Here is a 19519-nt window from a genome sequence, read left to right on the forward strand (position 1 = left end):
CCAGATCTCAACAAAATTGAAAAGTTCTGGGCTAGATTGAAAAACTATGTTAGTCAGATTATCAATGATAGTGAAAACCTTGTGGATGCTGTGAGTAAAGCCTTCAGGCATCTGTCCTAACTAACTCGTTCTATGCCATAGAACCTAAAATCGTTTTTGTACAACGAGATGATCTGAGTCGAAATACTGAAAAATCTGGCGAAAGTGAAGATGAGTCCGTGATTTTAGCTCCACTCTTCATCGATCCTGAGCAGGCAATTGATGACTTAAGCCAGTTGATTGATAAAGTTCATGATGAGTTTAATAATGCTTGCAAAAAACGGAATCTCGAATGGGAGGCTGAATTAGAGTTAGGAATGGAGTTTGGAGTCAAATTTACAGCAAAACTTAAAATATCACCGAAAAAAGAATGAACGGCGATAGCAGACAAAAGATAAGAGATAACTATCCTATTCATAAAACCTAAGATTATGTCAAATTTATCCGGGGTTTTAGATATTTTGACCCGATAGCGGCTCGATAACTTACTTTTGCAGGAGATGACTGATCCTCTTGCCCTATTTTGGTAAAATCAACTATAATGGGGAGAAGTTAATCTTTGCCAAGCTTGAGCAGACTTAAACTAATCCCTTAGTGAGCAAGCAATTGAATCCTATGCTTAAAATTGCCCTTTTTGGAACCAGTGCCGATCCTCCTACTGCCGGTCATCAAGCCATACTAAAATGGTTATCGGAACAGTACGATATTGTTGCGGTTTGGGCTGCCGATAATCCCTTTAAAAATCATCAAACCAGTCTCGAACATCGTCTGAGGATGTTAAATTTGCTCATCCGGGACATTCAACCCCCAAGAGATAATATACAACTGCGACGAGAATTAAGCGATCGACGTAGCTTAATTAGTGTGGAAAAAGCGCAAGCAATTTGGGGAGAACAGGAGGAATATACCCTAGTCATTGGTTCTGATTTAGCTGGACAAATTAGGCACTGGTATCGTAGCCAAGAATTACTAGAAAAAGTCAAAATTCTCGTGATTCCTCGTCCAGGTTATCCTATTAATCAAGATGATATTGAACAACTGCAAACATTAGGGGGTGATTGTCTGATTGCCGATGTCTTTGCTCCGGCTGTATCCTCAACAGATTATCGAGAAAAAGGCGATAAACAGGCTGTTCCCGCACCGATTAAAGATTATATCGAAGGTCAAAAACTTTACGCATGAAATCGCCAAATACCCTAGCTAATAAATCTCTAGCTGATTTTAAAGTGGGAGTTGATAACGTGATCTTTTCCGTTGATACCCAATTAAATCGGCTGCTGGTGCTTCTGATTAAACGACGGGAAGAACCTTTTAGTAATTACTGGAGTTTACCCGGAACTTTAGTTAGAAATGGGGAATCACTGGAAACGGCAGCCTATCGAATTTTAGCCGAGAAAATTAGTGTCAATAATCTCTATCTGGAACAGTTATATACTTTTGGCAGTCCAGAGGGAGATTCCCCGGCAGCAGCCGAGAGTTTTGGGAAACGTTATCTATCGGTGAGTTACTTCGCTTTAGTGCGGTTTGAAGAAGCAAAGTTAATCACTGAACGGGATTATAATATCACTTGGTATATGATTGATAAAGTGCCAGATTTAGCCTTTAATCACGGTCAAATTTTGGAATATGGCTGGCAAAGATTACGCAATAAAGTAGAATATAGTCCCGTCGCTTTTGAGGTTTTACCAGAATTATTTACTTTAAATGATCTTTATCAATTTTATGAGACAATTTTAGGTAAAAATTTTAGTGATTATTCTAACTTCAGAAATCGGCTATTGAAATTAGGATTTCTCAAGGATATGGGTTTAAAAGTCTCTCGTGGTGCCGGTCGTCCGGCTAGTTTATATCGCTTTGATGAAAAAGCTTTTGCTCCCTTTAAAGAGCAACCGTTAGTTTTTGTTTAAATAGGAAAAAATATGAGAATTGCTATCGCTCAATTAAATCCCATTGTTGGAGATATCGAAGGAAATGCCCAAAGAATTTTAGAGGCTGCTCAAACGGCATTTAATCAGGGAGCGGAATTACTTTTAACCCCGGAATTATCCCTCTGTGGTTATCCCCCCAGAGACTTGTTATTAAATCTGGGTTTTGTGGAGAAAATGTCTCGACAATTGCAATTATTGTCCCAACAATTACCAGAAAAGTTAGCCGTCTTAGTCGGTTTTGTCGAAAAAAATCCCTCGGCAACGGTCAGGGGAGAAAAGCCGTTATTTAATAGCATAGCTTTGTTAAAAAGTCAAGAGATTAAACAAATTTTTACTAAACGTTTATTGCCTACCTACGATGTTTTTGATGAGGATCGTTACTTTGCTTCTGGGAAAGAAAGTCAATATTTTCAACTAACAGAAAATAATGTAAAAATCGGTGTAACTATCTGTGAAGATGTTTGGAATGATGAACAATTTTGGGGTCAGCGTCAATACGCAGTTAATCCCATCGCCGATTTAGCTAATTTAGGAGTGGATTTAATCGTTAATCTTTCCGCTTCTCCCTACAGTGTCGGTAAGCAAAAATTGCGAGAATCTTTATTATCCCATAGTGCCACTAGATATAATTTACCTATAGTTTATGTCAATCAAGTGGGAGGAAATGATGATTTAATTTTTGATGGTGACAGTGTTGCTTTTAACCGACAAGGAGAAGTGATTTATCGCGCCCAAGCATTTACTTCTAGCCTAGAATTGATCGAGTTTAATCAAGATTTGTTACCCGCAGTTATTCATCCTTTACCTGTCAATGAAGATGAGGAAATTTATCGAGCTTTAGTCTTAGGAGTGCGAGATTATGTGCAGAAATGCGGTTTTAAACGGGTAATTTTCGGCTTGAGTGGTGGCATTGATTCCAGTTTAGTTGCCGCTATTGCCAGCGACGCATTAGGTAAAGAAAATGTTCTCGCTGTGATGATGCCTTCTCCCTATAGTTCCGACCATTCGATTAGCGATGCAGTGGCTTTAGTTAATAATTTAGGTATCAAAAGTGAGAAGTTAGCAATTAAAGAAATTATGACCGCTTATGATCAACTTTTAGAGCGGCTTTTCGCTGGTACTGATTTCGGTATTGCTGAAGAAAATCTTCAGTCACGCATTCGCGGTAATTTATTAATGGCTCTCTCTAATAAATTCGGTCACTTACTATTATCCACTGGCAATAAATCAGAAATGGCGGTGGGATATTGCACCCTTTACGGTGATATGAATGGTGGTTTAGCAGTGATTGCTGATGTGCCGAAAACGAGGGTTTATTCCCTCTGTCGCTGGTTAAATCGGCACGGGGAAATTATTCCCCTCAATGTGATTAATAAAGCTCCTAGTGCTGAATTAAAACCCAATCAGAAGGATCAAGATTCTTTACCTCCCTACGAGATTTTAGATGCTATTTTAGCACTATTAATCGATCGCCATCAATCCGCCGAACAAATTATCGCCGCCGGCTTTGAGCCTGAAATTGTGCAGAAAGTGATTAAATTGGTTAAAAATGCCGAATTTAAGCGCAAACAAGCCCCCCCGGGCCTAAAAATTAGCGATCGCGCTTTTGGCACTGGTTGGCGAATGCCCATCGCTAGTCGCTGGGGTTAGGGGGGTTTTTCATTTATCAGTTATCAGTATTAAATAGCAGTTTTCTACGGGTGTATCTCGTTTTTGTAAATCTACGAAGTTGGGATTTTTAAGGGGAAACTCTCTTTTAAAATTGGGCGTTACTTTCGATTTTATCACTCAATCCAAGCTTTTGGGGGGTTCTACCCCCCAAACCCCCCGTTGGGGGCGTGGCGCCGCCCCCAAACCCCCCGCGCATTAGTTTTTCGGTGGGATGCTTACACGCGATTGTTCATATTTTTGTACTAATTTAAGAGTCACTGATAATTGCTGATTGTCGGTATTTCTGCAAATGTGAGATGCACCCGTTTGCCACTGTCTTTTCACTGATTACTGTTTACTGTTTACTGATTACTGTTCACTGAAAGGGGTATTCGTGAGAGAGGAAGGGTAAAGGGATTAATTCTCCTGTTGCCTCGCCGATTTGTACTTTTAAACCCTCTCCTCCCGCTTTTGTTTTCACATAACCCAAGCCAAAATCCTCCAGCACACTGGTGAGTAAACCGACTTTTTGCCCTTCTAAAATAATCGGGGTATTGCTGGGGACGGGTTGGCTAAGTTTTATGCCCCAAAGTCTTTGTTTTACGCCTTTATAGGTGTTGAGACGGGCGATAGTTTCTTGACCAATATAACAGCCCTTATCAAAAACGATCGCTCGCCATAAACCGGCCTCTAAAGGGTTATAATCTTCAGTTAATTCTCGATCGACTGCCGGTCGGCCCTGATGGATTCTCAGGTATTCCCACACCTGCTCATCGGCGGGAGTAACGCCATTTTTTATTAAATTTTCCCAGAGGGGGCCAGCTTCGGCGGCGGCAACGATTAAAGTATATCCGGGTAGGTCTAAGCCGGTGCCGACGGCCACTCTCAGGGGGGGTTCGGAAAGGAGATAATGACTATGCTGCACCCCCGTTAAAATCTGCTCTGGAATGGCGATTTTTTGCAGGTATTGCCCGCTTTCAGTACCGATTAGGGTGACAATGCCAAAATTATCGGTTAAGTCGCTAATTTCCACCTTATCGAAGGGGAAAATATAGCGATCAATCAATTCCAGTAAAAATTGACGACGTTGGGGAGAAACGAGGATGAGGAGGGAATCATCGCCAGCGTAAACTGTGACAAAATCGAGGGTACGACCGGTAGAGTTAAGGAAAATTGTCTCACAACCCTGACCCGGTTTCAGGCGATCAATCGCATTACTGGTTTGATTGTGGAGAAAACGCAGTCGATCCTGGCCTTTTAATTCTAATAAACCCCAATCGGAGCGATCGATTAAAATTGTTTGGGATGCTAAACTTTGGGGATCATTGCTGTAATTTTTCAGAAAATTAGCGGCATACTGTGCCTTGATCGTTTCTAAATCTGCTTTCATTGGGGTAAATTAGCGAATAATTGCTTAATAATGCGCTCGGTTTTCGTTTCCAAACTCTGCCAATCTAGTTCACCGGTGGGGTCGAGGAGACTGGTATCGATGGTGACGCTCTCTCCTTCATCGGTGGGATAATCGAGAAAACAGACTTGAAAACAAAGTTCCCAAATATTTACAGTAACGGAGCGATCGAGATAAGTCAAACAGAGCAGATAACTGGGATAGGGATCTTGAATTTCTGTATAAGTTCCTTTCCAGAGGGAATTTTCTAACTGTTTACGCAGATTATCCAGCACCCGAATAAATGCCGGTTGCATTAATAATTGTGCCTGTTCCCAAGCGATAATATCTTTAAATTTTGGATTCATCTTATCAGTGATCAGTTATCAGTTATCAGTTTACTGTTTACTGATCACTGATCACTGATCACTGATTTAAGCTGTTACTAGGGTTGCTTCCTTAGCTGCCATCATTTTCATCAGGTCTAACATCCGGCAGGAGTAACCCCATTCGTTATCGTACCAAGAGACGACCTTAAAGAAATTGGCATTAAGTTGAATGCCAGCTTTAGCATCAAAGATACTGGAACGGGGGTCAGTGATAAAGTCACTCGATACCACTTCCTCATCGGTATAACCGAGGATACCTTTCATCGGTCCTTCGCTGGCGGCTTTCATAGCGGCGCAGATTTCCTCGTAACTGGTGGCTTTTTCGGTTTTAAAGGTTAAATCCACCGCCGAAACGTTGGGAGTTGGCACACGGAAAGCCATACCGGTTAATTTGCCTTTTAGGGAAGGAATAACTAGGGTTACTGCTTTGGCTGCTCCCGTGGAGGAGGGGATAATATTTTGACCAGCGCCGCGACCACCGCGCCAATCTTTTTTCGATGGACCATCCACGGTGGGTTGAGTGGCGGTCATCGAGTGTACCGTGGTCATTAATCCTTCCGCTAGTCCGAAGTTATCGTTAATAACTTTGGTGATCGGGGCTAAACAATTGGTGGTACAACTAGCGTTAGAGACGATCAGATCCTTAGCGGGATCGTACTCATTATCGTTAACACCTAGTACAATAGTACGAATTTTGTCGGGATCTTTGGTGGGTGCGGAGATAACCACCCGTTTGGCCCCAGCTTCTAGGTGTTTTCCGGCCCCTTCGGCGGTGGTAAATAAACCGGTGGACTCGACCACATAATCGGCCCCGGTTGCACCCCAGGGTAGTTGAGCGGGGTCTTTAATCGAGTAACAGGGGATAAACTTACCATCCACGACGATGCCATCTTCTTTTGCTTCTACCGTACCCTGAAAACGTCCGTGGGTGGAGTCGTATTTGAGCAGATAGGCAATATTATCGGGGGGGACGAGATCATTGATACCAACAAACTCGAAATCAGGATTTTGGATACCTGCCCTAAAAACGAGGCGACCGATACGACCGAATCCGTTGATGGCGACTCTTACTTTTGTCATGAAAAAAACTCCTTTGCAGCTGCGATAAGCTTAGGCACGATCAAGAAAAAACAATCCGAGAATTGATTAGCCTGTAGAGAATCACTATATATGCTAATCAGCTTTTATCGATCGCTAGATGAAGTATAGAAAGATTTTAAGTTTCAGTGCTTCCAAGATAAAAAATCATCAATTTGCTACCCTAGTCCTCCCCGCCACCGGCATCGAGAAAACCTGATGTTGGCCTTTGCCGACAAACGAAAATATGATTATATAGCCTTTTGGGAAAAGCCGACATTAAAAAATCATTAAAAGCTTTCTGAGAATTTGTGGATCCCTAAGTTAAGAAGATATTAATATGCCTTTAAAAGCGATTTAAAAACCCCGCCCGACTGACATAAATTCCCCTAGCCGGATTGGCAAAATATAGCTTATTTTAATAGTTTTTTGCGCCCCAAAAGGTTAGACTCTTGATTACAGTTTTAAAACTGACCGAGAGTTAACCCTCTCGATGGAGAAATTGTCTATCAACTCTCTTAATCTCATCGTTCATAGATATTGGAGAAATATTCATGGTATCCGCACCAGAAAGACCCTTAACAGAACAAAATCCCCTTTCTCAAGACGAACTCTACAAAACCCATGCCTATTGGCGCGCTTGTAACTATTTAGCTGTAGGTATGATTTATCTGCGCGATAATCCCCTGCTTAAAGAACATCTTAAACCCGAACACGTTAAGTATCGTTTACTTGGTCACTGGGGAGCAAGTCCGGCCTTAAGTTTTACCTACGTTCACCTCAACCGTTTAATCAAAAAATACGACCTCGATATGATTTTTATGGCCGGTCCTGGCCATGGGGCGCCGGGGGTACTCGGTCCGGTTTATCTAGAAGGAACCTATTCGGAAATTTACCCCGATAAAAGTGAAGACGAGGAAGGATTACAAAAATTCTTTAAACAATTTTCTTTTCCCGGTCACATCGGTAGTCACGTCACCCCCGAAACCCCCGGTTCTATCCATGAGGGCGGCGAACTGGGTTATAGTGTTTCCCATGCCTACGGTTCTGTTTTTGACAATCCCGACCTAATTACGGCCGTGGTGGTGGGTGATGGGGAAGCTGAAACCGGTCCCCTTGCCACCGCATGGCACTCGAATAAATTCCTTAACCCGATTCGCGATGGTGCGGTACTGCCAATTTTAAACTTAAACGGTTATAAAATCGCTAATCCCACCATTCTCTCCCGTATTTCGACCCACGAGTTAGAAAGTCTCTTTGTCGGTTACGGTTACACTCCCTACATCGTCGAATGTAAGGAAGATGAAGACCTCATGCACTGCCATCAAAAAATGGCCGCTACCCTAGAACACTGTATCAATCAGATTCGCTCCTATCAACAGGAAGCTCGCAGCACAGGAGTGGCTAAACGTTACCCCTGGCCGATGATTATCCTCCGGTCTCCCAAGGGTTGGACAGGTCCGAAAAACGTTGATGGTCATAAAGTAGAAGGATTCTGGCGCGCTCACCAAGTCCCCATGGGGGCCATGCAGGAAAACCCCGAACACTTGAGAAAATTAGAGGAGTGGATGAAAAGCTATAACCCGGAGGAATTATTTGACTATACCACGGGTAAATTTAAGCCAGAATTTAAAGAACTCGCTCCTAGGGGTCATCGTCGCATGAGTGCTAATCCGCACGCTAATGGCGGATTGCTGCGTAAAGACCTAAAAATGCCCGATTTTCGTCAGTATGCCGTAGATGTCACCCACCCGGGCCAAGTGGAAGCAGAAAACACGGGAGTGATGGGGGTATTTTTGCGGGATGTAATGCGAAATAATATGACTAATTTTCGCGTTTTTGGTCCCGATGAAACCGCTTCTAATCGTTTAGCGGCTCTCTATGAAGTGACTAAAAAAGCTTGGTTAGCTGATACCTATCCGGAGGATTTAGATGGTAGTCAATTATCTGCCGATGGTCGGGTGATGGAGATGCTGAGTGAACATACTTTAGTCGGTTGGTTAGAGGGTTATTTATTATCCGGTCGTCACGGTTTATTTCACTCCTACGAGGCTTTTGCTCATGTTATTGATTCCATGTTCAACCAACACGCTAAATGGCTCGATATCTGCAAAAATCATGTGCCTTGGCGCGCTTCTGTTTCCTCTTGGAATCTGTTATTATCCTCGGTGGTTTGGCGGCAGGATCACAATGGTTTTAGTCACCAAGACCCCGGTTTTATCGATTTAGTAACCAATAAAAGTGCCGACGTGGTGCGGGTTTATCTTCCCCCCGATGGGAATTGTTTATTAAGTGTGGCTAACCACTGTCTCAAGAGCAAGGATTACACTAATATTATCGTTGCTGATAAACAGAAACACCTGCAATACTTGACTATCGAGGAAGCAATTAAACACTGCACCAAAGGTATCGGTATTTGGGATTGGGCAAGTAACGATGATGATGGAACTAATCCCGATGAACCAGATGTAATTATGGCTTGCTGTGGGGATATTATCACTAAAGAATCTTTAGCAGCAACGGCAATTCTGCGGGAGGAATTCCCTTACTTAAAAGTTCGCTTTATCAACGTGGTTGATCTGTTTAAATTACAGTCGGAAAGTGAACACCCCCATGGTTTATCGGAACGGGATTTTGATAGTTTATTTACCCCTGATAAGCCAATTATTTTTAATTTTCACGGTTATCCTTGGCTGATTCATAAACTTACCTACCGTCGCAGTAATCAGGAACGTATTCATGTGCGCGGTTACAAAGAAGAGGGGAATATTAATACTCCCCTAGAATTAGCCATTCGTAACCAAGTTGATCGTTTTCATTTAGTAATCGATGTCATTGATCGCGTGCCGAAATTAGGTTCTGCTGCCGGTCATGTGAAAGAACGGATGAAAAATGCTATTATCGATAATCTCGATTATGCTTTTACCAATGGTATCGATAAGGACGAGATTACTAACTGGAAATGGCCTTATTAATTAGGCTAGAAAGTGGTTTAGGTGATGATAATTTATTAGTTTATCGATAAATTTCATCTTCCTATTCCACCTAAATAAAATATTCTTGATTTTCTACAGGGTGAGACCATCTCAAAAGCTGTTGACAATTGGACAATTTTGTGATCCGCATGGGTATTTTAGGTGATACCAGTCAATCAGAATAGTTACGAAATCTTAACAATTGAGATGGCAAATTCTCCTCAAATTTGGATCATTTCATAATCAAAAGTTTACTTTGTCAAGGATTGTTAAGATGCGCTTGCCTAAGGTTTTTACCGTTGAAAAGGGTTAATTAGATTTAATTTACTGATCCAATTAAAATCATCAATATTGCGAGTTACAATTGTTAAATTATAAACGAAAGCTGTTCCCGCAATAATGGCATCTCCTAAGGACATCTTTCTGATTTGTTTTAAAGTTACTGCTTGGTTAATTACAGGTTGAGAGATGGGTAAAATTTGAGAAGCATTAAAAAATTCTTCAAAATAGACTTTATCCTGATGAGTTAACCGATGGTAGCCTAAAACTTCCAGATAGGATAAAGCAGATACATAAGGAGAATTTTCTGCAATAAACTCCCGGAGAAACTCATTTTCCAATTGAGCGGCATAGATAATAATATTACTATCTAATAACATGATTTAATCCCGATCAGGAAGAGAGCGATCGCACCGATTTTGTTGTTGCCACTGTTGGGTATCAACATCAGTAAAAGTATTATTATTAGCAATTTTTTTCAAAGCATTGGCCATTTTTTGACCGTTAGATCGATTTTCACCAATAATATTTTCTTCTAGTAAGGTAATATAAACATTAACAGGATATTCGGAGTTGATTTCAGGGGTTTCATCAAGCCATTGAAGGGTATTATTTTTCAAAATTGCTTTAAAGGTTTTTACCATAGTTTTCTCCGCCGTTAAATGATACAGGATAAATGATTCAGACTAGCCCTAACCCAATTTTAACACAAGACCAACCCAACAAACTCCCCTGAACTCAATCTTTTAAATTAACGTCTTTGGATCATTTCATAATCAAAAGTTCATTACCAGAGCGAAAAATTACGCAAAATGGTGATAGTCACTTTACCTGTTTTTAAGGGAGGCTAATTTATCGACGATGACTGGGTGAAAATTAATCATTAAATCAATTTATAACAAGCAATCGAGGGTTTTACTCTTGTGTTAATGTACCTTAAAAAAGTAGCTATCACTTTATTTTAGCTCTTGGAAATAAAATTAAGATAAAGCGTACTAGAATAGATAATTTCTTCGTTTGAAAAAACGCATTCAATCATCTATTTTAATAAATGTTCTATTTCTTCATCTGTAAAACCAAATTGTCTAAAAATTCGTAAAACATAAGCAGGGGACATTTCTTTTGCACCTATATCAATAGGAACGATTCGACGTTGATTATACAATACTCTACAATATAAACGATGATCACCTTTTCCTTCTCGATAAAATTGACAGCCTCCTTTTTCAAGAATTTTGATTAGTGCTTTGGGTTTAAGAGAAGGAATATTTTTAGGCATAAACTTTTCTGAGTTCGTAAGTTTCGGGAGTTTCAGAATCTCCCACAGTTAAAAATTCATGAAGTTCGTCTATAGGAATAGGACTGGTATATATATTGGCTTGATCATGATAAATCTCCCAAAAAGATTCAATCGCTTCTTTTAGTTTCTCCATAGCTTTTTCCTGAGTTTCTCCTTGTCCAACTAATCCATTTTCAAGACATAATGAAACCCAATAGTCTGCACTTTTTCTCAGAATAACGGTATAAAAGTTCATGGTGATTGTTCCGTTGAAATTTTAATCGGGGATTAGAATTTACTCCAGCTTAATTTTAACACAAGACCAACCCAACAAACTCCCCTGACCTCAATCTTTTAAATTAACGTCTTTGGATCATTTTATCAATAGACAATAAATAAAGTGCATTATACTTTGTTAATGCACCCGATCAGAAAAGCGATCGCTTAGGATAATATATGATTATGTAATTACTAAAACAGACTCGGTAGAATTATCGCTAAATCTCTTAATAGCTTGTTTATGTTTTAAAATAAGACTGATTAGATGATGAGTGGTACAATTTCCAATCCTCAGCCAGATGAACTTTGGAGGTTGGCCATACAACAAACTCCGTTGATAAAAATCAGAATCTTTCGAGACAATTATAAATCCATTGATACGCGCATATTCCCAAATCCTTTGATCGGGAAACCCTTTTAGGCTACAATCTCTAACATGAGCGCTATCGGGAAAATGTGATACCAGTAACAGAGGTAGTTTAGGTGATAAATTTTCGTCAAATAGCAGTTTCATAGGGAATAACCATTAAACGACGATCCCGCTCGGCGGCAAATGCAAAACAGGCTTGTATATCTTCTAAGGTAAGATCGGGGAAATCATCTAATATTTCTTCAATAGTCATCCCTCCTCCTAGATAATCAAAAATATCTGCTACTGCAATACGAGTATTAACAATGCAAGGTTTGCCACTGCGAATGTCTGGGTTAATCACAATCCGATCTCGATATTTAGCTGCAAAAGACATAGTAATAATTGTTGTTGACTAATGATTATTATAGCTTAATGTTAATTGTACTTTAAGCTTGATAAATCTTAAAACTAAAGCCCTCGACTTTTAGGTTTCAAAAATTCTATTATCAATAAGCTGCATTACACTACCTTAATCCACTCTAAAAGAGCGGCGATCGCACTTTTAATGTTAAACTAAGATCAGAAAACTTTTTCTATCATTTATGAAAAAACTTAGAGTTTATATCGATACATCAGTCATTGGAAGCTGTTTAGATGATGAATTTTCCTTAGAGTCCAATCAATTGATGGAAGCCATTAAGCAAGAAAAGTTTATTTTGTTAATGAGTGATATCATTGTTAGCGAATTAATTAATGCCTCCCAATCGGTTAAAGATATTTTATTATCGATTCCGCAGAGAGTTATTGAAGTAGTTAAGATAACACCTGAAGTTTTACAGTTAAGGAATGCTTATATCAATGAAGGAGTTGTTACATCAAAGTCTATTAATGATGCTACTCATGTAGCGGCTGCTACAATAGCTAGAGCGGATGCAATCATATCATGGAATTTTAAACATATTGTGCGCCTAGATAAAATGAAAGGCTATAATCAAATTAATTTACTCAATGGCTACGGGATTTTGACTATTATTTCTCCTTTAGAGGTAACAATTGATGAAGCCAACGACAATTAAAAAAAGTTTTGACTGTTTAGCTTTTAAACAAACCAGTCAAGAAAAAATGGCTGAAGACATGAAAAATCTCAGTTATTCAGATCAGATTGAATATCTTCAAAAAAAGATTAATGAAAGTGATTTAAAGTTATGGTGGGAATCCATCAATAACAAGAAATAAGGCGCATTATACTCTGTTAATGCACCCGACAAAATAAGCGTGCTGCTACGCAGTGCCTTCAGTATCACACTCAGTCTCCAAAAATGCTCTCAAATATCTCACGCTTGACTCTAAAGTTAATTTCTCTAAGTCTTTGATAAAAACTCTCCAAATTTTCAATTTCTATCTTTCCTTCTTTGAGAAGTTTACGAATAATCGCTAAAGTTCCTTTAACATTTAAGCCTAAGCGTAGTGCTTCTTTTCTTGCTGCAAAGTCATCAAGGATGATATAATCAGTTTGTAATTCTATTCCTAAAGTAATGGCATCAGATTCACCTTTCCCTAAACGTTCATTTAAACTATTTGCTAGAGAGATTAATTTAATATTTAGGATAATTAATTTCTGTTGATTGATCAGCTTATTAAGAGTCTCTGAAGATTGATCTTGTTTGGCATTAATTTCTTGTTGTACGGTTGCAGGCAAATAAAAATTATCATTAGAATCTAGGAATTTTTCTAAAAATCCTAACTGAGACAAAAAGATTAAAGGGGAAGAATTGAAAACAATTTTCATAGAGATTACCATTTTTTTTCTCTATCTATGTCTTCTGTAGTAAGATAAGAAAAATCGATTCCCATTAATTCTAAAATTTTCAAGAACATTTCTGTATCCATTTCCATGATTTCTGCGGCTTTATGAAGACTGATGATGCGAGAAACTAAAGCACCCACCACAAAAATAAATTGTTCTTTTTGTTCAATATTATCAAATAATTGTATTTCGGCGGCAATTTCTTGAAAAGTAATCGAAGTATTCATTGTCTTGCTAAGTTTCATCAATTAAGACATATCTAACTTAATTTTAACGCAAAATCAACCCAACAAACTGCCCTTATCTCAATCCCTCGAATTAATGTCTTTGGATCACTTCATCAATAGACAACAAATAAGGCGCATTATAATTTGTTAATGCACCCTAAAAAAATCAGCGTGCTGCTTTGCGAATATCTTCGAGATCGCACTGATGTTGCCTTACTGGGAAAAAATGGTATAATAACAAGGATTGATTGATCTTATTGGCAAGTAATTATGTCATCTTTAGTTATCTCACAACATATTGAAATCACTTCTGGTATCTGTGGCGGAAAACCTCGTATTGCTGGACATCGAATTAAAGTTCAAGATATTGTAATTTGGCATGAAAGAATGGGAATGTCACCAGATGAAATTATTTATCACCATCCTACTATTACCCTAGCAGATGTTTATGCGGCCTTGACCTATTACCATGACAATCGAGAAGAAATTAGACGACAAATTGAAGCAGGAGAAACTTTTGCTAAACAACTACAAGGAAACAAACCATCTTTAATTGAGAAAATATTACAGGGTGAAAATGCCAGTCAAGATTAAATTTCATCTGGATGAAAGTGTTAGTAATGCTATTGCAAACGGCTTGAGAATGCGGGGAGTTGATGTCACAACATCCCCAGAAGAGGGTCTAATTGGTGCATCTGATGAAAGACAACTAGCTTATGCTTTGTCCCAACAACGAGTCATTTTTACTTTTGATGATGATTTTCTTAGTTTGGCCTCTACAGGTATTGAACATTGTGGCATTATTTACACTCGCCAACAACGTCAGCCAATTGGAAAAATTATCAGTGATTTAGTCTTAATTTGGGAATGTTTAGAACCTCAATATATGTATAAAAAGATTGAGTTTTTGTAAAGATTAGACACAATAATAAATAAAGTGCATTATACTTTGTTAATGCACCGGATAAAAAAGTGATCGCACTTTCAATATTCTGCCAAATGCGATCACAAATCCCCATTTTTACATAAAAAAGATAATATAAAACTCAAATTTGAACTATTGTTGTGGAAAGATACTAAGATGACAAAGTTATAATTAACTCAAGCGGAAATTGAAAGCCTTACTTCTGATGAATTTTTGTATTTAAGAAATTGGATTAATAAGTTAGACGATCAACAATGGTAAAAACAAATTGAGGAAGATTTCATAGCTGGAAAACTTGATTTTCTAATTGACGAAGCATTATTTGAAAAAAGTAAAAATTAATCACTCTAACAATATGTAAACGAATAATTTTAGGGCGATTTTCCCTATCATCATAATGACAATTAACGGCATCTTTTACCATTTCTCGTAAAGATTGTAAATCATCGGCTTCGGTAAAAATAGACTCGCCTAATGCCCTTACTGTATATCCCCCTTCCGGTGCATCTTCCACTAAAAAAACTATTTCTGTCATATTTCCTTCTTTAGTCTCTAAATTTTTGCAGTAATTTTAATTATAGTTTGTTTAGTTTTTTAGATAGCACTTTTTAAAGCTTACAAGATTAGCGTTCGCCGTTTATCAACCCTAATCGCCTCTTTATTGCCAAAATGTAGTTAAACAAAGTGCAACCCAACACCAACCAAATAAATTAATAGTTGATCATCTTGGGTTTCGTGCCTCAACCCAATCTACTAAATCGGCGATCGCACTGTATTTCTAAATTGCGAAACATAAGTGGTAGCATCTTGCCACATAAGATTGTAGGAACTAATACTAAATCCGGTTATTAAAAACTGATTATTTATTCCCCTTTGCCTTTTGCCTCTTGCATGAGTGCCTCTCCTCATAACTAGCCTGTACTCAACGGATTTAGTATAAATGGATAAAAGCCTGTCATAGCAAACAGTCATGAAAAATAGAGAGAAATTATTTTATCAACGAAATATTGATGTTAAATTGTTCCAGACATTACGGACAAGGTTGCCACCTTGTTCTATTGTATTGGAAACAGATTCCGCTATCTGACGTGCGCCGTCTTGAATAACTGTAGCCGTTTCTGCACCTATCGCTCCACCAATTGCACGACCAAGCTCTCTTGCACCGGGAACAGGAACTATTCTACCCACACCATCGCCTACTTCTTCGCCTATACTACGACCAACTTTTTGAAACCAATTTTCTACAGTACGTGGAAATCTAGGTTCTTCCTTAATCATGTCATCGTTTATACCTAGTGGAGCATTAGATACGTTGGATACGTTGTTATTCACATAAGTATTATTTTCGTAAGTAGTACGATAGTAAAAATGAGTGTGTATATCTTGACTTGATGATTGACTTTCTTGGGTTTCATCATCTTCTTGTAAACGCAACCCTCTCCAATTAACTATTTCCAACAAAAAACCGTCTAACCCCTCCTCAGAAATTCTGACAAATGTTTTCACAAATAAACGACCAAGCCAAAGTTTTCTATCAGGAGTTCTAGTTCCTTTATTAGTAATAGCAACTGAAGGAATTTCTAGGGCAATTTCTTGACCAACTTCCTTAGCAATTTGATCGCGTATTAAACGGGTTCTTTCATAAAGATAGCGTTCAAAATCTTTAGGTTCGACTTTATCAGCACGAGTAAAAACAATAACTGCTCTTTTCCAAATTTCCTTACCAAATGCACTCGTCGTATGACGAATAGTGACTATTTCATCTGTCCTGACGCGAGGCTCGTCTAATTGTGTGACAAACCATAAACAATCAATCGGTTCTTTAATTTCGGTGTGAATTAACCTAAGATAAGCCTCATTATCTCCATCAGCATCACACAGTCCTGGTGTATCATAAATTCTGTAAGGAATAATGGCATTTGAAGGAGCAGGGTAGGCTTTTACAATTTTAGTTTCAGCTTCAAATTCTCCCACTGGAGCTATTTCACGCCCCATTAAAGAATTTATCGTACTAGACTTACCGACACCCGCTCTTCCTACTAACAGAAATGAAAAACCTCTCGCTTTAGCTTTCTCTTGTATTTTAAGCAGTTCGCTTTCAGCTAAATCAGCAGAAGTTGCCTCTTTTTTGATTTCGTCAAAAAACGATTCATTTGCAGTTGTTACAGGAGTTTCCCGATTTGGCAATACAAAATTTTGGGTTTTTGAACTTTGTTTTGCAAGTCTTGCCAAAAGTTGCTTTGTTTTTTGTGTTTGTTCATCCATAGCACAAAATTATCTTTAATAGTTGTTTAGTCCTGAATAGCTTTAAGTAAAACTTCCTTGAGAGATAGAGCCTCTTCTTCTATTTCTTGGATAGTAATTGTATCAACAATATCAAACTTAGCCCCTAAATCCTGTAACTCTCCATCTAAAGCCTTAAGGAAAGCAGCTGCGTCTGGATCGTTACCAATTTGAATGAAAGAGATACCTAATTCTTCATCCCTATCTATTCGCTGTGTTGCTTCAACAATTTCTCTAATGACTGATTCACGATTATCTGGCTGCCCATCGGTTACAACTAATATAATTTCCCCGTTAGGTTTAGTTTCCCCAGATTCTCGACGCTGAAAATAATTTTGAAATAAGTCCTTTAATACCTCTGCCATCTCAGTTCTGCCTAAAGGCTCATTCTCCTGAAATATTTGAATAACTCTATTGGCAGTAACATTGTCATAGCGTCTGAATCGAGTTGAAAAAGTGTAAACTGTAATACCATCTGGATCGAATTCCTCGCATTTAGCAGCTAAGGCAAGGGTTGACTCTTGCATAACATCCCAACGGCTTCTACCTCCAATCTGATCTTTGGTTGACATACTGCCACTCTTATCAATAATTAGGGTATAGTCCCTGTCTTCTAACATACTGTCATCCTCGCTAAATAGACTTAAAAATATTAACAATCTCGAAAAAAAGCAGAACCTTTCGCTTTTTGTTGCCAAGAGTGTACTGATCCCATTTTTGAATTGGCAGATAATACCGCTTTTCAAGCCTACCCTCCCGAATACTTAACCCCCTCACTATTCAGAATTTGAGCCACTTTGGTTGCATTTGAGCTATAATTAACCTCGATAGTATCGCCTGAAATTGTCACACTCGAACCTAAAGAGTTAACTACTTTTGCCTTAGCTTCTGATTTTTTAGAATCGAGCGCATATTTGTCTAAAACGAACTTCGTCATAAAATACCTACGTTAAACTGAGACATAAGCAATAATACTTAGAACTAGCGTCGCTGAGTTAGATGTGGTTAGTTTTAGGTCTGTTTTGCTTAACTACATTCCATCATGCCAAACGCTTCCAAAAAGTGACACCCCCTAAACATCGGATTTTATCGGGAGTTTTGTCGGGTAAATTTTTCTGAAAATTGGAAAAAGTGGGATTTAGTTGGGCTATAATACCCAAAAGTCTTTTGCTGTGTCGATTGTATGAATATCACGGAAGTCTTACAACTGATTGACGAACGCCTTATCGAGCGAGATAAAAAGCCGCTAAATACTATCCAGAAGGCTATTTTTGAAGGGAGTTGGCAAGGACAGAGTTATCAAGAAATAGGTAACGAATATCACCGCAGTGAGACTCATATTAGAGAGGAAGGTGCTAAATTATGGAAGCTTTTATCGGATGCTTTTGGGGAAGAAATAAGAAAATCTAATTTTCGTTCTACCATAGAAAGAATGAAGATTAAATCATCACAAATTGTTGAAATAAATCAAAATTTTAATTTTTGCTCTCAGATTTTTAATCAACTCAATAAAGATGACAAAAATAGAGAGATAAACTCTCAATATTCTCAAACATATCATGATCTAACCCTTGCTCCCCAAATTATTGACTTTTATGATCGAGAAAACGAACTCGCAACAATCTCGAACTGGGTGTTTAAGCAAAATACTCGCTTAATTGCTGTTTTGGGATTATGGGGAATAGGAAAAACCACCCTAGTTAAACGATTTATTGATCTCAATTTAGAACAATTTGAAGTGGTGATTTGGAAAAGTTTAAAATTTCCTAAGTCTTTAGATTTATGGCTAAATGATTTATTGAATACTTGCCAAAAAGAACCGAAGGAAAGAACCGATAATAAAATCCAGCAATTGTTAGAAGTTCTAAGCAATCATAAATGTTTAATCGTCTTAGATGATTTTCAAAATCTTTTTGCTGTTGGTCAAATGGCGGGTAATTATCAACCTGAATATAGTAGTTATCAACATTTTTTAAAACTGATTGCAGAAATCCAACACCAGAGCCATTTTATTCTCATTAGTCAAGAAAAATCGGCGGAAATGAACTATCTTAATCAAGAAAATTCTCCTATTCAATGCTTAGAATTATCAGGATTTGAAGCGATTGATTTTCTTAAAAATAAAGGTTTACAAGATGGGGAAAGATGGTTAGAATTAATTCAATTATACGAAGGTAATCCTTTTTATTTAACCGATATTGCCGTTTTGATCAAAGATGTTTTTGATGGCAAGGTTAACGATTTCTTGGCAGAAAATAGCTTAGTTATTACTAAAAAAATGCAGTCTCATTTAAAACAAATTTTTGGTCGCTGTTCTCCCCTTGCTCAACAAATCGCCTTAGAATTAAGTAAAGTTGATCAACCTTTATCTAGAGAGGAGTTAAAAAATAACCTAGATTTATCTGCTAGTGATTTAATCAATGGTTTACAATCCTTGCAACAACGTTATTTAATTCAAAGGGAGCAAAACCGATTTCAATTATCATCTATTTTTAAAGCGTATATCAAAAGCGATTGATTGTAATATTTTTTAGAGGAGATCGAGTCCGAAAAAGAACCCTTCCAACCTCTTAAACTGATTAGTAACAATTAGAGGCAATCAGCGATATTGATAGCGATCTGTGAGATTATTCTTGAGATAAT

At 38.2% G+C, this 19519-nt stretch carries 24 protein-coding genes; 10 read left to right on the plus strand and 14 right to left on the minus strand.

Annotated elements, in window-relative coordinates; all coding sequences use genetic code 11:
* Positions 1–218: 218 nt before the first annotated feature.
* From IM475_RS13635 to IM475_RS13650, 4 genes are all read left to right on the plus strand, one after another.
* Positions 219–413 carry a hypothetical protein gene (locus IM475_RS13635; protein WP_287727926.1) on the plus strand — a complete coding sequence of 65 codons (195 nt, stop codon included), beginning with the start codon at positions 219–221 and terminating at the stop codon, positions 411–413.
* A gap of 241 nt (positions 414–654) precedes the next feature.
* Positions 655–1221, plus strand: coding sequence for a nicotinate-nucleotide adenylyltransferase (locus IM475_RS13640; protein ID WP_002743664.1), 567 nt, complete (start codon positions 655–657; stop codon positions 1219–1221).
* Entirely contained in the window at positions 1218–1946 is a 729-nt protein-coding gene (locus IM475_RS13645) for an NUDIX hydrolase (protein WP_287727927.1), read from the plus strand. Before IM475_RS13640 ends, IM475_RS13645 begins: the two co-directional genes overlap by 4 nt.
* 12 nt (positions 1947–1958) lie before the next feature.
* Positions 1959–3617, plus strand: coding sequence for an NAD+ synthase (locus IM475_RS13650; protein ID WP_287727928.1), 1659 nt, complete (start codon positions 1959–1961; stop codon positions 3615–3617).
* A gap of 376 nt (positions 3618–3993) precedes the next feature.
* Here the strand turns inward: IM475_RS13650 and ygfZ are convergent, their stop codons facing one another.
* The 3 genes from ygfZ to gap form a co-directional block, all read right to left on the minus strand.
* Positions 3994–5007 carry a CAF17-like 4Fe-4S cluster assembly/insertion protein YgfZ gene (ygfZ, locus tag IM475_RS13655; RefSeq protein WP_287727929.1) on the minus strand — a complete coding sequence of 338 codons (1014 nt, stop codon included), beginning with the start codon at positions 5005–5007 and terminating at the stop codon, positions 3994–3996.
* Positions 5004–5372: a hypothetical protein gene (locus IM475_RS13660; RefSeq protein WP_149975807.1), complete on the minus strand. Its 369-nt coding sequence runs from the start codon at positions 5370–5372 to the stop codon at positions 5004–5006. Before IM475_RS13660 ends, ygfZ begins: the two co-directional genes overlap by 4 nt.
* Positions 5373–5438: 66 nt before the next feature.
* A complete protein-coding gene (gap, locus tag IM475_RS13665) occupies positions 5439–6473 on the minus strand; it encodes a type I glyceraldehyde-3-phosphate dehydrogenase (RefSeq protein WP_002793129.1) in 1035 nt (344 codons plus the stop codon).
* A gap of 551 nt (positions 6474–7024) precedes the next feature.
* On the opposite strand from gap, the gene IM475_RS13670 reads away from it, so the two are divergent.
* Positions 7025–9445, plus strand: a complete 2421-nt coding sequence (locus IM475_RS13670) for a phosphoketolase family protein (protein WP_287727930.1) — start codon at positions 7025–7027, stop codon at positions 9443–9445.
* Between the two features lie 293 nt (positions 9446–9738).
* Here the strand turns inward: IM475_RS13670 and IM475_RS13675 are convergent, their stop codons facing one another.
* The 6 genes from IM475_RS13675 to IM475_RS13700 form a co-directional block, all read right to left on the minus strand.
* A complete protein-coding gene (locus IM475_RS13675) occupies positions 9739–10104 on the minus strand; it encodes a type II toxin-antitoxin system VapC family toxin (protein WP_150975711.1) in 366 nt (121 codons plus the stop codon).
* A 3-nt stretch (positions 10105–10107) separates the two neighbouring features.
* The gene (locus IM475_RS13680; RefSeq protein ID WP_002757302.1) at positions 10108–10368 is read right to left on the minus strand and encodes a hypothetical protein; all 261 of its coding nucleotides are present in this window, start codon (positions 10366–10368) and stop codon (positions 10108–10110) included.
* Positions 10369–10763: 395 nt separating this feature from the next.
* Complete coding sequence (locus IM475_RS13685) at positions 10764–11003, minus strand: type II toxin-antitoxin system HicA family toxin (protein ID WP_002798208.1); 240 nt, start codon at positions 11001–11003, stop codon at positions 10764–10766.
* A complete protein-coding gene (locus tag IM475_RS13690) occupies positions 10996–11259 on the minus strand; it encodes a type II toxin-antitoxin system HicB family antitoxin (protein WP_002757300.1) in 264 nt (87 codons plus the stop codon). The genes IM475_RS13685 and IM475_RS13690 overlap by 8 nt, the downstream gene beginning before the upstream one ends.
* Before the next feature lie 204 nt (positions 11260–11463).
* Positions 11464–11796 carry a DUF5615 family PIN-like protein gene (locus IM475_RS13695; protein WP_287727931.1) on the minus strand — a complete coding sequence of 111 codons (333 nt, stop codon included), beginning with the start codon at positions 11794–11796 and terminating at the stop codon, positions 11464–11466.
* Positions 11780–12028: a DUF433 domain-containing protein gene (locus IM475_RS13700; protein WP_002735373.1), complete on the minus strand. Its 249-nt coding sequence runs from the start codon at positions 12026–12028 to the stop codon at positions 11780–11782. Before IM475_RS13700 ends, IM475_RS13695 begins: the two co-directional genes overlap by 17 nt.
* Positions 12029–12236: 208 nt before the next feature.
* On the opposite strand from IM475_RS13700, the gene IM475_RS13705 reads away from it, so the two are divergent.
* Together IM475_RS13705 and IM475_RS13710 are read left to right on the plus strand one after the other, a co-directional pair.
* A complete protein-coding gene (locus tag IM475_RS13705) occupies positions 12237–12710 on the plus strand; it encodes a PIN domain-containing protein (RefSeq protein ID WP_287727932.1) in 474 nt (157 codons plus the stop codon).
* Positions 12691–12870, plus strand: a complete 180-nt coding sequence (locus tag IM475_RS13710; protein ID WP_002747316.1) for a hypothetical protein — start codon at positions 12691–12693, stop codon at positions 12868–12870. The genes IM475_RS13705 and IM475_RS13710 overlap by 20 nt, the downstream gene beginning before the upstream one ends.
* A gap of 70 nt (positions 12871–12940) precedes the next feature.
* Here IM475_RS13710 and IM475_RS13715 read toward each other — a convergent pair whose 3' ends face one another.
* The gene (locus IM475_RS13715) at positions 12941–13423 is read right to left on the minus strand and encodes a PIN domain-containing protein (RefSeq protein ID WP_039899737.1); all 483 of its coding nucleotides are present in this window, start codon (positions 13421–13423) and stop codon (positions 12941–12943) included.
* A 5-nt stretch (positions 13424–13428) separates the two neighbouring features.
* A complete protein-coding gene (locus tag IM475_RS13720) occupies positions 13429–13668 on the minus strand; it encodes a UPF0175 family protein (protein ID WP_002754053.1) in 240 nt (79 codons plus the stop codon).
* 270 nt (positions 13669–13938) lie between these two features.
* Here IM475_RS13720 and IM475_RS13725 point away from each other — a divergent pair, with 270 nt between their 5' ends.
* Both IM475_RS13725 and IM475_RS13730 read left to right on the plus strand, forming a co-directional pair.
* Positions 13939–14262, plus strand: a complete 324-nt coding sequence (locus IM475_RS13725) for a DUF433 domain-containing protein (protein WP_002790887.1) — start codon at positions 13939–13941, stop codon at positions 14260–14262.
* Positions 14246–14581: a DUF5615 family PIN-like protein gene (locus IM475_RS13730; RefSeq protein WP_002790889.1), complete on the plus strand. Its 336-nt coding sequence runs from the start codon at positions 14246–14248 to the stop codon at positions 14579–14581. The genes IM475_RS13725 and IM475_RS13730 overlap by 17 nt, the downstream gene beginning before the upstream one ends.
* A gap of 292 nt (positions 14582–14873) precedes the next feature.
* On the opposite strand, the gene IM475_RS13735 is transcribed toward IM475_RS13730, so the two are convergent.
* From IM475_RS13735 to IM475_RS13745, 3 genes are all read right to left on the minus strand, one after another.
* A complete protein-coding gene (locus tag IM475_RS13735; protein WP_287727933.1) occupies positions 14874–15128 on the minus strand; it encodes a 2-oxoisovalerate dehydrogenase in 255 nt (84 codons plus the stop codon).
* A gap of 461 nt (positions 15129–15589) precedes the next feature.
* The gene (locus IM475_RS13740) at positions 15590–16858 is read right to left on the minus strand and encodes a GTPase (protein WP_287727934.1); all 1269 of its coding nucleotides are present in this window, start codon (positions 16856–16858) and stop codon (positions 15590–15592) included.
* 26 nt (positions 16859–16884) lie between these two features.
* Positions 16885–17496, minus strand: a complete 612-nt coding sequence (locus IM475_RS13745) for a VWA domain-containing protein (protein WP_024971099.1) — start codon at positions 17494–17496, stop codon at positions 16885–16887.
* 563 nt (positions 17497–18059) lie between these two features.
* On the opposite strand from IM475_RS13745, the gene IM475_RS13750 reads away from it, so the two are divergent.
* The gene (locus IM475_RS13750; RefSeq protein WP_287727935.1) at positions 18060–19394 is read left to right on the plus strand and encodes a helix-turn-helix domain-containing protein; all 1335 of its coding nucleotides are present in this window, start codon (positions 18060–18062) and stop codon (positions 19392–19394) included.
* The last annotated feature ends 125 nt before the right edge of the window (positions 19395–19519 follow it).

The organism is Microcystis sp. M061S2 (genome assembly GCF_020245605.1).
Taxonomy (GTDB): Bacteria; Cyanobacteriota; Cyanobacteriia; order Cyanobacteriales; family Microcystaceae; genus Microcystis.

What these genes read in the sequence shown, in the direction of transcription:
- IM475_RS13640 (WP_002743664.1), top strand. Translation starts at nt 655, where the DNA reads ATGCTTAAAATTGCCCTTTTTGGAACCAGTGCCGATCCTCCTACTGCC.
- IM475_RS13645 (WP_287727927.1), top strand. Translation starts at nt 1,218, where the DNA reads ATGAAATCGCCAAATACCCTAGCTAATAAATCTCTAGCTGATTTTAAA.
- IM475_RS13650 (WP_287727928.1), top strand. Translation starts at nt 1,959, where the DNA reads ATGAGAATTGCTATCGCTCAATTAAATCCCATTGTTGGAGATATCGAA.
- ygfZ (WP_287727929.1), bottom strand. Translation starts at nt 5,007, where the DNA reads ATGAAAGCAGATTTAGAAACGATCAAGGCACAGTATGCCGCTAATTTT.
- IM475_RS13660 (WP_149975807.1), bottom strand. Translation starts at nt 5,372, where the DNA reads ATGAATCCAAAATTTAAAGATATTATCGCTTGGGAACAGGCACAATTA.
- gap (WP_002793129.1), bottom strand. Translation starts at nt 6,473, where the DNA reads ATGACAAAAGTAAGAGTCGCCATCAACGGATTCGGTCGTATCGGTCGC.
- IM475_RS13670 (WP_287727930.1), top strand. Translation starts at nt 7,025, where the DNA reads ATGGTATCCGCACCAGAAAGACCCTTAACAGAACAAAATCCCCTTTCT.
- IM475_RS13675 (WP_150975711.1), bottom strand. Translation starts at nt 10,104, where the DNA reads ATGTTATTAGATAGTAATATTATTATCTATGCCGCTCAATTGGAAAAT.
- IM475_RS13680 (WP_002757302.1), bottom strand. Translation starts at nt 10,368, where the DNA reads ATGGTAAAAACCTTTAAAGCAATTTTGAAAAATAATACCCTTCAATGG.
- IM475_RS13685 (WP_002798208.1), bottom strand. Translation starts at nt 11,003, where the DNA reads ATGCCTAAAAATATTCCTTCTCTTAAACCCAAAGCACTAATCAAAATT.
- IM475_RS13690 (WP_002757300.1), bottom strand. Translation starts at nt 11,259, where the DNA reads ATGAACTTTTATACCGTTATTCTGAGAAAAAGTGCAGACTATTGGGTT.
- IM475_RS13695 (WP_287727931.1), bottom strand. Translation starts at nt 11,796, where the DNA reads ATGAAACTGCTATTTGACGAAAATTTATCACCTAAACTACCTCTGTTA.
- IM475_RS13700 (WP_002735373.1), bottom strand. Translation starts at nt 12,028, where the DNA reads ATGTCTTTTGCAGCTAAATATCGAGATCGGATTGTGATTAACCCAGAC.
- IM475_RS13705 (WP_287727932.1), top strand. Translation starts at nt 12,237, where the DNA reads ATGAAAAAACTTAGAGTTTATATCGATACATCAGTCATTGGAAGCTGT.
- IM475_RS13710 (WP_002747316.1), top strand. Translation starts at nt 12,691, where the DNA reads ATGAAGCCAACGACAATTAAAAAAAGTTTTGACTGTTTAGCTTTTAAA.
- IM475_RS13715 (WP_039899737.1), bottom strand. Translation starts at nt 13,423, where the DNA reads ATGAAAATTGTTTTCAATTCTTCCCCTTTAATCTTTTTGTCTCAGTTA.
- IM475_RS13720 (WP_002754053.1), bottom strand. Translation starts at nt 13,668, where the DNA reads ATGAATACTTCGATTACTTTTCAAGAAATTGCCGCCGAAATACAATTA.
- IM475_RS13725 (WP_002790887.1), top strand. Translation starts at nt 13,939, where the DNA reads ATGTCATCTTTAGTTATCTCACAACATATTGAAATCACTTCTGGTATC.
- IM475_RS13730 (WP_002790889.1), top strand. Translation starts at nt 14,246, where the DNA reads ATGCCAGTCAAGATTAAATTTCATCTGGATGAAAGTGTTAGTAATGCT.
- IM475_RS13735 (WP_287727933.1), bottom strand. Translation starts at nt 15,128, where the DNA reads ATGACAGAAATAGTTTTTTTAGTGGAAGATGCACCGGAAGGGGGATAT.
- IM475_RS13740 (WP_287727934.1), bottom strand. Translation starts at nt 16,858, where the DNA reads ATGGATGAACAAACACAAAAAACAAAGCAACTTTTGGCAAGACTTGCA.
- IM475_RS13745 (WP_024971099.1), bottom strand. Translation starts at nt 17,496, where the DNA reads ATGTTAGAAGACAGGGACTATACCCTAATTATTGATAAGAGTGGCAGT.
- IM475_RS13750 (WP_287727935.1), top strand. Translation starts at nt 18,060, where the DNA reads ATGAATATCACGGAAGTCTTACAACTGATTGACGAACGCCTTATCGAG.